Origin of the sequence: Psychrobacter sp. JCM 18900, assembly GCF_904846625.1 — a bacterium.
Taxonomy (GTDB): domain Bacteria; phylum Pseudomonadota; class Gammaproteobacteria; order Pseudomonadales; family Moraxellaceae; genus Psychrobacter.
In genome coordinates this window covers 1-14,473 of record NZ_CAJHBL010000004.1, presented here as the reverse complement: position 1 = coordinate 14,473, position 14,473 = coordinate 1, and the positions used below count along the sequence as shown (strand labels likewise).

At 42.8% G+C, this 14,473-nt stretch carries 9 protein-coding genes, 1 tRNA gene and 1 pseudogene; all 11 read right to left on the bottom strand.

Features of this window, described 5'->3' with window-relative positions; translation table 11 throughout:
* Positions 1 to 101 precede the first annotated feature (101 nt).
* Positions 102 to 626: a DUF6586 family protein gene (locus JMX96_RS08360; RefSeq protein WP_201568646.1), complete on the bottom strand. Its 525-nt coding sequence runs from the start codon at positions 624 to 626 to the stop codon at positions 102 to 104.
* 166 nt (positions 627 to 792) lie between these two features.
* Positions 793 to 5,010 carry a DNA-directed RNA polymerase subunit beta' gene (gene rpoC / locus JMX96_RS08355; protein ID WP_201568645.1) on the bottom strand — a complete coding sequence of 1,406 codons (4,218 nt, stop codon included), beginning with the start codon at positions 5,008 to 5,010 and terminating at the stop codon, positions 793 to 795.
* A 151-nt stretch (positions 5,011 to 5,161) separates the two neighbouring features.
* Entirely contained in the window at positions 5,162 to 9,280 is a 4,119-nt protein-coding gene (gene rpoB / locus JMX96_RS08350) for a DNA-directed RNA polymerase subunit beta (protein WP_201568644.1), read from the bottom strand.
* 764 nt (positions 9,281 to 10,044) lie between these two features.
* Positions 10,045 to 10,416, bottom strand: a complete 372-nt coding sequence (gene rplL, locus JMX96_RS08345) for a 50S ribosomal protein L7/L12 (protein ID WP_057761722.1) — start codon at positions 10,414 to 10,416, stop codon at positions 10,045 to 10,047.
* A gap of 120 nt (positions 10,417 to 10,536) precedes the next feature.
* A complete protein-coding gene (gene rplJ, locus JMX96_RS08340) occupies positions 10,537 to 11,064 on the bottom strand; it encodes a 50S ribosomal protein L10 (protein ID WP_057761724.1) in 528 nt (175 codons plus the stop codon).
* Between the two features lie 457 nt (positions 11,065 to 11,521).
* The gene (gene rplA, locus JMX96_RS08335; protein ID WP_057761725.1) at positions 11,522 to 12,223 is read right to left on the bottom strand and encodes a 50S ribosomal protein L1; all 702 of its coding nucleotides are present in this window, start codon (positions 12,221 to 12,223) and stop codon (positions 11,522 to 11,524) included.
* Positions 12,223 to 12,654 carry a 50S ribosomal protein L11 gene (rplK, locus tag JMX96_RS08330; RefSeq protein WP_057761727.1) on the bottom strand — a complete coding sequence of 144 codons (432 nt, stop codon included), beginning with the start codon at positions 12,652 to 12,654 and terminating at the stop codon, positions 12,223 to 12,225. The genes rplA and rplK overlap by 1 nt, the downstream gene beginning before the upstream one ends.
* A gap of 90 nt (positions 12,655 to 12,744) precedes the next feature.
* Positions 12,745 to 13,275 carry a transcription termination/antitermination protein NusG gene (gene nusG / locus JMX96_RS08325; protein ID WP_057761729.1) on the bottom strand — a complete coding sequence of 177 codons (531 nt, stop codon included), beginning with the start codon at positions 13,273 to 13,275 and terminating at the stop codon, positions 12,745 to 12,747.
* A gap of 71 nt (positions 13,276 to 13,346) precedes the next feature.
* Positions 13,347 to 13,832: a preprotein translocase subunit SecE gene (secE, locus tag JMX96_RS08320; protein WP_201568637.1), complete on the bottom strand. Its 486-nt coding sequence runs from the start codon at positions 13,830 to 13,832 to the stop codon at positions 13,347 to 13,349.
* 51 nt (positions 13,833 to 13,883) lie between these two features.
* Positions 13,884 to 13,959, bottom strand: a tRNA-Trp gene (locus JMX96_RS08315).
* 329 nt (positions 13,960 to 14,288) lie between these two features.
* Positions 14,289 to 14,473, bottom strand: a pseudogene (gene tuf / locus JMX96_RS08310) (elongation factor Tu); the annotation flags it as partial.

Here is a 14,473-nt window from a genome sequence, read left to right as displayed (position 1 = left end):
CTTTTTTATGCGCTGTAAACTATGACCTACCCTACTTTATTATACTTTCAAATGGTTCAATAAATAGCGATCAAAGAATAAATCGTCTGGTGAACTTCCTATTAGAACTCGACCATACCTGCACGCAGTTGTTCAATCAGCTCTAAAAGCTGATTGCGCCATTCTCGTATTGTGGTCTCATCAGGCAGCCATTGGTTAGATAAAGTGACAACATTGACAATCAAGTCTGGCGACGCTGAATGACTGCTTAGCGCTTCATCGACGATAGTATCTGGCGGTACTGCATAAAGACAACGCTGATAAGCACGTTCTATATTGGCGATAAAACCTTGCTGCTGTAATTGCTGCAAACGCTGAATCTCAGGAGATACTTGGGTACGCTCGCTCAGTGCTTGCTCAATATCGAGCAAAGTTGGCGCCGTCATACTTAGGCTATAGAAATGACCGAGCTCCTGAATAAATGCTAGCAAAGCACCATGCAAGTGAAAAATAGCAGTCTCACAATGTGCTTGGTATAACTGCTTATCATTGGTACTTCCTGCAGATTGGCAAGATAAACGACAGAAATATAACTTTTGATTGGTTCGATCTGCTTGATATTTGGCGACGCGAGTTTTACCTGCCATTTGCTAACTATCCTTCTATGAGTAGTGAATTAGAGCGTATTTCCAGTGTACTATTTTTTTAGATAATAGCACCATGCCTTTCTCAGTTTTTTATACGCACAAAAAAGCCAGCAACTTAGGCTGGCTTTTTTATCAAATTAAGAATGAATCAAAATACTTAATACGATTAATTATCTTGATTTAACTCTTGAGCAAATGCTTCGTCGAAGCTTGCAAAGTCTTTGCTATCAGTGCTTGCAGTCATATCAAACGCTGCATTCAAATCTTTATCTTGTAGTTTCTGATCTGCTTTTTCTTTACGTGCTTTATGATAAGCAAGACCAGTACCTGCAGGAATCAAGCGACCAACAACCACGTTTTCTTTCAGACCACGTAGCTCATCTACTTTACCAGTCACAGCAGCCGCAGTTAGTACACGAGTTGTTTCCTGGAAAGAAGCTGCTGAGATAAAGCTTTCAGTTGCCAGACTTGCTTTAGTGATACCTAGTAATTGACGCTCAAACTGTACTGGGAATTTATCTTCCGCCTCTAGCTTCGCATTCAATGCTTTGATATCTGCATACTCGACCTGATCACCTTTGAAGTGACTTGAATCGCCGCCGTCAGTGATTTCAACTTTACGCAACATCTGACGAATGATAACTTCGATGTGCTTGTCGTTGATTTTTACACCCTGTAAACGATAAACGTCCTGTACTTCGTTGACGATGTAATCAGCAAGTGCAGTCTGACCTTTCAAACGCAAGATATCATGTGGGTTTTGTGGACCATCAGCGATCACTTCACCACGTGCTACCGTCTCGTTTTCGAAGACGTTAATTTGACGCCATTTCGGGATTAGCTCTTCATGTACTTCACCATCTTCATTAGTAATAATGAAGCGGTTCTTACCTTTGGTCTCTTTACCAAAGCTTACCACACCAGTCATTTCTGCCATGATAGCGTGATCTTTTGGACGACGTGCTTCGAACAAGTCAGCAACACGTGGTAGACCACCGGTAATATCTTTCGTACCAGAAGAAGCTTGTGGTACACGGCCTAGAATCGAACCTGCTGCTACTTTTTCACCATCGCTCACGCGGATGATAGTTTCAGCTGGTAAGAAGTAAACCACTTCTTTGCCTTCGTCAGTGTTCAAGATAATCGCAGGACGTAAGTCTTTTGCCGAGCTTGAACGGTCACGAGTAGCTAGAATCTCAAATGAGCTCATACCAGTCGCATCATCAACTTTTACTGTTGCAGTCATACCATCAGTGATGTCACTGAAGCGTGCTGTACCAGCAAATTCTGTGATGATTGGATGCGTATGCGGATCCCACTTGGCGATAGTTTGACCGCCTTCAACCTGCTCTTCGTCTTTCACAAGTACGCTTGAACCATATGGTACTTTATAGCGCTCACGCTCACGGCCAAGCTCATCGGTCAATGCGATTTCAGCTGAACGCGATACGATGACTAAGTGACCATCGGTGTGCTGTACTGTTTTCATGTTTTCAAAGTGCGCTTGACCAGCATTACGTACAGAGATGCTGTTGTCTACAGAGGCTGAGCTCGCTGCCCCGCCCACGTGGAACGTACGCATGGTTAACTGAGTACCCGGCTCACCAATAGACTGAGCTGCCATAACACCGACTGATTCGCCAATATTCACTTTATGACCACGTGCAAGGTCACGACCATAACACTGTGAACATACGCCATGTTCGATATCACAAGTAATTACTGAACGTACCCAGATATCATCGATTGCGTTGTTATCAAGGACGTTAACCCAATACTCATCGATCAATGTACCAGCTGGAATCAATACTTTATCAGCATCATCATTGTAAGTAACGTCACGAGCAGTCACACGACCCAGTACTAGCTCACCGAGCTTCTCAATGATTTCACCACCTTGGATATGTGGTTTCATGAGTAGGCCTTCTTCAGTACCACAATCATCGCTAGTGATAACCAAATCTTGTGCCACATCAACCAGACGACGAGTTAGGTAACCCGAGTTAGCCGTTTTCAGTGCCGTATCCGCTAGACCTTTACGTGCACCGTGAGTTGAGATGAAGTACTGTAGTACGGTCAAACCTTCACGGAAGTTAGCTTTAATCGGTGTCTCAATGATTGAGCCATCCGGCTTAGCCATCAAACCACGCATACCTGCCAACTGACGAATCTGTGCCGCACTACCACGAGCACCAGAATCTGACATGATAAAGATAGAGTTGAATGATTTCTGCTCGTCTTCTTCACCTTTTGCGTTGATAACTTTATCTGTTGCCAAGTTGTCCATCATCGCCTTAGCGACTTTGTCATTGGTACGTGACCAGATATCAACTACTTTGTTATAGCGCTCACCAGCAGTTACGAAACCTTGCTCGAACTGATCTTCGATTTCGCGAACTTCGCCTTCTGCCACTTCGATGATTTGCTTTTTAAGTGGTGGAATGACCATGTCGTCGATACCGATAGACACGCCAGATAGTGTTGCTTGAGCAAAACCAAGATACATCAATTGGTCAGCAAACATAACACTTTCTTTTACGCCAACTTTACGGTAGCAAGAGTTGATCAAACGAGAGATGTTTTTCTTCGTCATCTCTTGGTTACACTCATCAAACGTCATACCTTTAGGCATGATGTTCCAGATAAGTAGACGACCAGCAACCGTATCTTTGATACTGATTTCTTTGGTCTCGTTACCATCTTCGTCAATGTGCGTCTCAGTAACACGTACTTTGATCTTAGCGTTTACATGTAGATCATTTGAACCAATTGCACGCAATGCTTCATTAACGGTAGCAAAAATCATGCTCTCGCCTTTGGCATTAATAGACGAGCGACTGATGTAATATAGACCTAGTACAACATCCTGAGATGGTACGATGATCGGATCACCGTTCGCAGGTGACAAGATGTTGTTGGTAGACATCATCAAGGCACGTGATTCAAGCTGCGCTTCTAGCGTCAATGGCACGTGAACAGCCATTTGGTCACCATCGAAATCGGCGTTGAATGCAGTACAAACAAGCGGATGCAACTGGATTGCTTTACCTTCGATCAGTACTGGCTCAAATGCCTGTAGACCCAAACGGTGAAGTGTTGGCGCACGGTTAAGAAGTACTGGATGCTCACGGATAACCATGGCCAGCATATCCCACACTTGTGGCTCTTCACGCTCTACCATCTTTTTGGCAGCTTTAATCGTAGTCGCTAAACCATGAGACAATAGTTTGTTATAAGTAAATGGCTTGAATAGTTCTAGTGCCATTTTTTTAGGTAGACCACACTGATGTAGACGTAGTGTTGGACCTACAACGATAACCGAACGACCAGAGTAATCGACACGCTTACCAAGTAAGTTCTGACGGAAACGACCTTGCTTACCTTTGATCATATCTGCCAAAGATTTCAATGGACGCTTATTACTACCAGTGATGGCACGACCGCGACGACCGTTATCAAGCAACGCATCTACTGACTCTTGCAACATACGCTTTTCGTTACGTACGATGATGTCAGGTGCGCTTAGCTCAAGCAGACGCTTAAGACGGTTGTTACGGTTGATCACACGGCGATATAGATCGTTTAGATCTGACGTCGCAAAACGGCCGCCTTCTAGCGGTACTAGAGGACGCAAATCTGGTGGTAGTACTGGCAAGATGTTCATTACCATCCACTCAGGCTTGTTATTAGAATCACGGAATGCTTCTAATAATTTGAGACGCTTAGACATCTTCTTAAGCTTAGTCTCAGAACCAGTTTGTGGAATCGCTTCACGAAGCTCATCAATTTCAAGATCGATATCGATATCTTTTAATAGGTCTTGAACGGCTTCAGCACCCATCTTAGCTGTGAATTCATCACCAAACTCTTCAAGCGCTTTGTAATAATCTTCATCATCAAGCAACTGGTACTTTTCTAAGCTGGTTAGACCAGGCTCAGTAACGATGTAGCTTTCAAAATATAAAACGCGCTCGATATCACGTAGCGTCATGTCTAGCAATAGACCGATGCGGCTTGGTAATGATTTTAGGAACCAAATATGCGCCACAGGACTGGCTAGGTCGATATGACCCATGCGATCACGACGGACTTTAGCAGTGGTAACTTCAACACCACATTTTTCACAGATAACGCCTTGGAACTTACGGCGCTTATATTTACCACATAAACATTCGAAGTCTTTTACTGGGCCAAAGATTTTGGCACAAAAAAGACCATCACGCTCAGGCTTGAACGTACGATAGTTGATGGTTTCAGGCTTTTTTACTTCGCCGTGCGACCATGACTTAATAACGTCAGGTGAGGCTAAAGTAATTTGAATGCTATCAAACTCTTGGTTACCGTTGCCGGTAGGGCTTTGCATGATATCGAGTAAATCTTTCAAGTTGCTTCTCCGTTATCTTTATAATCATCTGACAGCGTACCATTGACGCAGATAAGATGAATGAAGGCAATGAATAGGGTTGAGACAAATCACTAAAAGCAGCAGCAATAAAGCAGACTGCCTTTAGTGGACAACTAAGTTAAACAACGGGCTAGTTGCTTTGTTTTAACTCAATATTAATACCCAGTGATTTGATTTCTTTGGTCAGTACGTTAAACGACTCAGGCATGCCTGGATCCATATACTGCTCACCATCAACGATGTTTTTGTACATACGAGTACGGCCTTCAACGTCATCCGACTTCACCGTTAGCATTTCTTGCAACGTGTAAGTCGCGCCGTATGCTTCTAGTGCCCATACTTCCATCTCACCGAAGCGCTGACCACCAAACTGAGCTTTACCGCCGAGTGGCTGCTGCGTCACTAGAGAATAAGAACCCGTTGAACGCGCATGCATTTTGTCATCAACCAAATGGTTAAGCTTGAGCATGTACATGTAACCAACGGTTACTTTACGGTCAAACTTCTGACCTGTACGACCATCATATAACGTCTGCTGACCATCGCGATCCATACCAGCAAGCTCGAGCAAGTCTTTAACCTGGCTTTCTCTTGCGCCGTCAAATACTGCTGTGCCCATCGGTACACCGCCACGTAAGTTGTCTGCTAGCGCCATGATGTCATCATCACTCAAGCTATCAAGATCAACTTGCTCACCGCCTACTTGGTTATAGATTTTGTCTAAGAAATCACGTAGCTCTTTGATTGCTGCTTGAGATTTGAGCATACCGTCAATCTTCTCGCCCAATCCTTTCGCTGCCATACCCAAATGCGTCTCTAGAACCTGACCGATGTTCATACGAGATGGTACACCAAGTGGGTTCAATACGATGTCAACGGTATTACCATTTTCATCATAAGGCATGTCTTCAACTGGCATGATACGCGATACAACACCTTTGTTACCATGACGACCAGCCATCTTATCACCAGGCTGAATACGACGCTTAACCGCTAGATATACTTTAACGATTTTTTGTACGCCATGTTGTAAGTCATCACCAGCAGTCAATTTGCGTTTTTTCTCAGCAAACTTCACATCGATGTCTTTTTGCTTATCAACCAAGTAATCAGCGATTTGCGTTAGACGCTCAGAGATTTCTTCTTCTACTGGTTGGATATCAAGCAACGTCTCAAGGCTCATATCTTTCATATCAGCCAAGGCCATAACCGTACCAGCTTTTAGACCAGCACCGCCACTGACTTTTTGACCATCTAACAGATTACCAATACGACCACGTGCTGCTTCTTCAAAGATACGTAGCTCTTCTTTTAAATCTTTGCGATAGCTATCAAGCTGCGATTTTTCAATCGCTCTTGCGCGTGCGTCTTTTTCAACGCCATCACGGGTGAAGACCTGTACATCAATAACCGTACCTTTACTTGAAGTCGGTACGCGTAGTGACGTGTCTTTCACGTCAGCCGCTTTTTCGCCAAAGATAGCCCGTAGTAGTTTCTCTTCTGGCGTTAGTTGCGTTTCACCTTTTGGCGTCACTTTACCAACTAGAATATCACCAGCGTCAACTTCAGCACCGATATAGACGATACCTGCTTCATCAAGACTTGATAATGCTGCTTCACCAACGTTTGGAATATCAGCAGTGATCTCTTCTGTACCTAGCTTGGTATCACGAGCCACACAAGTCAATTCTTGGATATGAATAGTAGTGAAACGATCTTCTTTAACTACTTTTTCAGATAACAAGATTGAATCTTCGAAGTTGTAACCATTCCACGGCATAAATGCAATGCGGATATTCTGACCTAATGCTAGCTCACCAAGATCCGTTGAAGGACCATCAGCCAAGATATCACCCAAAGCAATCTCGTCACCTTGGTTAACAATGATACGTTGGTTGATACAAGTGTTTTGGTTAGAGCGCGTGTATTTGATCAAGTTATAGATATCGATACCCGCTTCACCAGCAGTCATCTCGTCTTCGTTTACACGAACAACGATACGTGATGCATCAACATCTTCAATCACACCGCCACGCTTAGCGATAACACAAACACCAGAGTCACGAGCAACGTGACGCTCCATACCCGTACCTACTAACGGCTTATCAGCACGTAGCGTAGGAACAGCCTGACGCTGCATGTTCGAGCCCATCAAGGCACGGTTAGCATCATCATGCTCTAGGAACGGAATCAGACCTGCTGCAACCGATACTACCTGACTTGGTGATACATCCATATGCGTCACTTTTTCTGGCGGCATACGAACAAATTCACCATAGCTACGTACACTGACCATCTCGTCAGATAACGCGCCATCTTCAGTCATCGGAGAATCAGCCTGTGCAATGACAGTACCTACTTCTTCGATTGCTGATAGATACTCAATAACATCAGTAACTTTACCATCAACCACACGGCGATAAGGCGTTTCTAAGAAGCCAAAGCTGTTGGTTTTAGCAAATGTTGCTAGTGAGTTGATCAGACCAATGTTTGGACCTTCAGGAGTCTCAATAGGACATACACGGCCATAATGGGTATCATGTACGTCACGTACTTCAAAGCCTGCACGTTCACGAGTTAGACCACCAGGTCCTAACGCTGATACACGGCGCTTATGGGTAACTTCAGACAACGGGTTGTTCTGATCCATAAACTGTGACAACTGGCTTGAACCAAAGAATTCTTTAACCGCAGCCGCTACTGGCTTAGAGTTAATCAAATCTTGTGGTGACAAGTTGTCTGATTCTGCTGAGCTTAAACGCTCTTTTACGGCACGCTCAACACGTACTAAACCAACACGGAATTGGTTTTCTGCCATCTCACCTACTGAACGAATACGACGGTTACCAAGATGGTCAATATCATCGACATCGCCGCGACCATTACGAATCTCGATAAGTTCTTTTAGAACGTTAACGATATCATCGTTGGTCAATACACTGCGTTCGCGCTGGATATCAGGATCATCAGTATTGTCAAATTCAAGACCAAGACGACGGTTGAACTTCATACGACCGACATTTGATAAGTCATAACGATCTGCGTTAAAGAACATGCTCTCAAACAGTTTCTCAGCAGTCTCAACCGTTGGTGGCTCACCTGGACGCATTACTTTATAAATTTCGATCAACGCTTCTTCACGGCTTGACGTACTATCAGCACGTAGCGTATCGGCAATATAACTACCTTGGTCGATATCATTCGTGAACAGAATGCTGAATTCTTTGATAGATTCACTGGCTTCAAACGCGCTCAATTTAACCAATAATTCATGGTCGATTGGCGTGTTTGCTTTAGCAATGATTTCGTCATTAACAACGATGTCTTCTGCTAAGATACGCTCGTATAGATACTCATCAGGCACAGCAATCTTCGTCATACCTGCTTCTTCAAGCTGACGGATACGACGTGCGTTAATGCGTTTGCCCTGCTCTACGATAACGTCACCTTCAGGTGATACGATATCAAACTGAGCCATTTCGCCACGTAGACGATCAGCAACTAAATCAATCTCAAACTGCTCTTCGCCTTTATAAACAGCAACTTTATCAAAGAATAAATCTAGAATTTCAGAAGTTGTTAGACCAAGTGCGCGTAGAATGATTGACGCAAGTAGTTTACGGCGACGGTCAATACGAGCAAATACTAAATCTTTTGCATCAAATTCAAAGTCTAACCATGAACCACGGTAAGGGATAATACGTGCGTTATAAAGCACTTTACCACTTGAATGCGACTTACCTTTATCATGGTCAAAGAACACACCAGGTGAACGATGTAGCTGAGATACGATAACACGCTCAGTACCATTGATAATGAAAGTACCGTTAGCCGTCATCAAAGGCATCTCACCCATATAGACGCTTTGCTCACGGATATCTTTGATAGCAGCTTTGCTATCTTTGTCTTTGCTGTCTTTGTCTTTGATGATCAAACGGATTTTGACACGCATAGGCGCAGCAAACGTTGAACCACGTAAGATACACTCACGCTCATCAAATTCAGGCGTGCCTAAATAGTACTCAACAAATTGTAGCTCTGCGTTACCAGAGTGACTCTCAATTGGGAAAATAGAGGAATACGCAGCTTGCAAACCAGTATTCTCACGAGCTTTCGGCTTTTTGTGCTCTTGCAAAAATTGCTCGTAAGAATCTACTTGAATAGACAGTAAATAGGGAATGTCCATTACAGTGGGCAATTCAGCAAAACTTTTGCGAATACGCTTTTTTTCAGTATAAGAATATGCCATCGAGAGTCCTTACAGTAAACGTGGAAACAAATTAAAAGCGTGGCCAGTATGCATAAATACGATGCAAACGTGGCGACGTAAACGATAATATAAAACGGGTCTTCGTGTTCAGTTCATGTCTTTTCTGTCAATTACTACTTTACTCTTCAGTGCTTACCTAGCACACTTCACTTAATCTCGTCGTTGCTTGCTAGATTCATGGTAAGTGAATCAGTCTATATGACTGTTGCAACCAAAAAATTCAATATTATATAATCTATAACACATTGCCTATCAGGCTTACTTTACAAATACATTGCTGGGGAATAATGTCTATTAAGATTGCATCCATACCACTTGCCATCTAGACTACTTATTACCGAACTATGTTCCCTACACATACAAACTGTCTGTGAGACTGAATATCGACAGTCATGCCACACCAAATAGGCAACTTATGATCAACAGCTTTTTTAAGAATACCGCTTTTTTCAGGATTAATAATCGGGGTAACTATAACTTTTAGAATCAGTATAAACTATAGTGTTGATAGGAAAGCATGCAGACACAAAAAAATGCCAAACATCTACAGACGTTTAGCTCATATTAACTGATTTCAAAAACTGGCATGTGTGCTTGCATGTATATCGTCTGTCCTTTTGATGGGTATCCACCGTGATGTTGCATACGTATGTTGGCAGACACAAAAGGTCAAGCTACGAATTATAGTAAAAAAAAGCTGGCAATGCAAGGCATTACCAGCTTTTTTTCGTACAGTGTTAAACTTATTTTAGTTCAACAGTTGCACCAGCTTCTTCAAGTTTCTTTTTCAACTCTTCAGCTTCAGCTTTAGATGCGCCTTCTTTGATTGGAGCTGGAGCGCTTTCAACCAAATCTTTCGCTTCTTTTAGGCCAAGACCAGTAGCTTCACGTACGGCTTTAATTACGCCAACTTTCTTCTCGCCAAAGCTGGCAAGAACTACGTCAAACTCGTCTTTTTCTTCAGCAGCAGCAGCAGCAGGACCAGCAGCAGCAGGTGCAGCAGCAACAGCAGCTGTTACGCCGAATTTTTCTTCCATGTCGCTGATTAACTCAACGATATCCATTACTGACATTTCAGCGATTGCATTTAACACGTCATCTTTAGATAGTGCCATGAGAACTCTCCGTTATCTGATAAAAATTAATTGATTCTAATATCGCTTTGATTGCTTGCCTAATGTGACAATAAAATTCAACCAAAATTAGCGATGTTAAAGTTACGTTAAAACAAGCAATTAAGCAGCTTCTTTTGCGTCTTTGATTGCCGCTACAGTGCGAACGAACTTGCCAGGAACAGCGTTCATAGTCTGGACAAGCTTGGTCACTGGTGCATTCATAGTAGCCATCAAGATAGAGATTGCTTCGTCGCGAGTTGGTAGCTTCGATACGCGCTCTAGCTCTTCTGGACCATAAACTTCACCACCGACTGATACTAATTTGGTCTCTAAAGCTTTGTTATCTTTGCTGAAGTCGAAAACGACTCGAGCAGCAGATCCCAAATCTTCCATAGAGAAAGCCAAAAGTAGTGGACCAGTCATACGGTCTGACATGCTCTCAAACTTAGTGCCTTCAAAAGCGCGTTTTGCTAGTGTATTTTTTACCACTTTTAAAACAACACCTTTATCACGAGCTTGTTCACGCAGCTTAGTAAGCTGTGCAACACCAATACCGTGATATTCGGCAGCTACTGCTGAGTAAGCATTAGCAGCAACTTCAGACACTTCAGCCACAACTTGTTGTTTTTGTTCTAGCGTTAATGCCATAAGTTGACTCCTTTAATCTTATCAATCGACTTATAATAAAAGTGCCAAAAACAAGGTTTTTATGCGCTCAAACTGTAAGCTAAGACTGACTTGATACGACACATTACCAGTGGATTCAATTAATAAAAAAAGCATCTACTGGTAACGACTGATTACGGCACCGTTATCAGAATGACGTTGAGTAATAGTTTGAAGGTTATAAATAACCTTATCGCCCTATTCGCTCGTGTCTTAAACTGTGTGGGCCACCGTCTGCGTAGGACAACTAAGATTTTCATCTGTCGTCGATTAACAAAAGTGACTTATTATCATAAGCAACTATCCGAAGATCGCTAACTATGACTCTAAACTACTCTCTACCTACGGTCTTAGACAGCGTAGCAAATACTACGCTGACCTAATTCTTTAAAAACTGTTTGTGTTTATCACTCAAAATATTTGAAGATAAAAACTTTAATTATTTAGCAGTACGATAAGGAACAGCGTCGATCGTTAGACCTGGACCCATCGTGCTAGACAAGGTAATTTTCTTAATGAAAGTACCTTTAGAAGTAGCAGGCTTAGCACGCTTTAGATCAGAAAGAATCGCTTGCGCGTTTTGCTCAATTTGATCAGCAGTGAAACCAACTTGGCCGATAGTTGCATGGATGATACCAGCTTTATCAACACGGTACTGAGCCTGACCAGCTTTCGCATTAGTCACAGCTTCAGCAACGTTTGGCGTTACCGTACCAACTTTAGGGTTAGGCATTAGACCACGTGGGCCTAGGATAGTACCTAACTGACCAACAACACGCATAGCATCTGGAGCTGCGATCACAACATCAAAGTCCATGTTACCGGCTTTGATTTGCTCTGCTAGGTCTTCAAAACCAACGATGTCTGCACCAGCTTCTTTAGCGGCTTCAGCAGCAGCGCCTTGAGCGAATACAGCAACGCGTTTGGTTTTACCAGTACCCGCAGGTAGGTTGGTTGCACCACGAACTACTTGATCAGATTTACGTGGGTCAACGCCCAAGTTTACTGCGATATCGATAGACTCTTTGAACTTTAGCGCTGGCAAATCGTTTAGGATTTGAACCGCTTCTTCAATAGTGTACTGTTTTTCGTTATCAATACGGCTTTGAATTTCTTTTTGACGTTTGGTTAGCTTAGACATTATACACCCTCCACGGTAATACCCATTGAACGTGCAGTACCAGCGATGGTACGGACAGCAGCGTCAAGATCAGCAGCAGTTAAGTCTGCATTCTTAGTCTTAACGATGTCTTCTAGTTGTGCACGGTCAACTTTACCAACTTTAGCAGTGTTCGGTGTACCTGAACCTTTAGCAATACCAGCAGCCTTACGTAGTAAGTATGCAGCTGGTGGTGACTTCATGATGAAGGTAAAAGATTTGTCGCTGTATACTGTGATCTCAGTTGGGATCGGTAGACCTGGCTCTTGGCCTGAGGTCGCAGCGTTAAATTCTTTACAGAACGCCATGATGTTCACGCCTTTTTGACCCAAAGCTGGACCAATAGGTGGTGAAGGATTTGCTTTTCCTGCAGGCACTTGCAGTTTGATGTAACCATCAATCTTCTTAGCCATGATACTCTCCTAAATGGGTAATAGCGCCAAATCAACGTGGTATATACCTAATTGACTAACAGCTCCCCGGTTGATGAATTTTTTGCTAATTTAGTCTAGTTTTTCGACTTTACTAAATTCAAGCTCAACCTGTGTAGGTCGATTAAATACGTTTACTGTTAGATGTAGCTTAGACTTCTCATAATCCACTTTTTCTACCAACCCTTTAAAGTCAGTAAATGGACCATCGATAACCAACAGCTCTTCGCCTGGCTCAAATAGAGTCTTAGGACGTGGGTCAGTTTCAGTCTGGTTCAAACGGTTTAAAATGCGATCAGCTTCTACTTGCGTAATCGGTGCAGGCATCTCAGGCGTACCACCGATGAAACCCATAATACGAGGACAGTCTTTTACGATGTGCCAAGTATTGTCGTTCATTTCCATTTGGATCAATACATATCCAGGAAAGAACTTGCGCTCACTCTTACGTTTTTTGCCGTCTTTCATTTCGACGACTTCTTCAGTAGGAACCAATACATCACCGAATGACTCAGCGAAGTCACTACGGTTAATACGATCAGTTAATGAACGTTGTACTTGTTTTTCATATCCTGAAAACGCTTGGACAATATACCAACGCATATCACGCTCCTGATCATTATAAATAAGTCGTTATGAGTAAATGTCTCGCTAATAGTCACTAATACGTGCTATTAACCGATAAAGATACCAACGAACCAATTAAAAAAGTTATCCAATAACCAAATAAAGAAACCAGCAATCGCAATCACAACAATTACTTGCCATGTATATTGAAAGGTTTCGTCCTTACCTGGCCATGTCACTCGGCGAAGCTCAACGGCAGCGTCTTTTAATAATATTTTAAAAGCACGACCTTGATGCGTTAACGCCAAACAGACTAATGCAAATACAACAAGTGCGACAATAATACCAATACGTACCCAGACGTCGTTGGCAGGTTGCCAATAGCCTGGTAAATATTGATTTACTAGAGTCGCACCGATTAATACAGCTGCGGCAAGTAGCCACAAAATCAAATCTTTTATTGAGCCAGTCTTAGCCACTTCAACAGCAGTAGTACCACTAGCTGAAACAGGCTTATTTTTAGACAGCATTCCACCAGCAACCGCCTTGGCATCAGATAACTTAGTCTCGAGGTTATCTTGATCATTGCTCATAAAGAACTCGCTTCGGAGATGGTGGGGTACAACAAAGATGTGATAAGAAGATGGCAGGCGATGTAGGACTCGAACCTACAACCCTCGGTTTTGGAGACCGATGCTCTACCAATTGAGCCAATCGCCTATGGGTGTAAAGGACAGCATTATACAATATTTAGCATAGAATGCAAGCCCTTGACGGTAAAATTATTAATTTTACCTGATTTTGCACTGCCGCAATCTAAAATAACTGTTAGCGTTAAGTGCAGCGATAATATAACAAGCTATGCCGTAGATTACAATATGCTATCTAACAAATAATTATCTCTATCTCACATATCGTGAGTTATTATTTCGCTAAAGCTCTTATTCTATTTTTAGTAATGTTTCACTTCCCTCCACAAAAAAAGGCCACCCTAGATAGGATGGCCTTTTCTATGACTAATTCATAAGCTCATTGCTGAGACTTAAGTCTTAGTTCAATACGTTAGCAACAACACCAGCGCCTACAGTACGGCCGCCTTCACGAATAGCGAAGCGAAGACCTTTGTCCATAGCGATTGGGTGGATAAGCTCTACGCCCATCTCAACGTTATCACCAGGCATTACCATTTCAGTACCGTCTTGTAATTGGATTGCGCCAGTTACGTCAGTAGTAC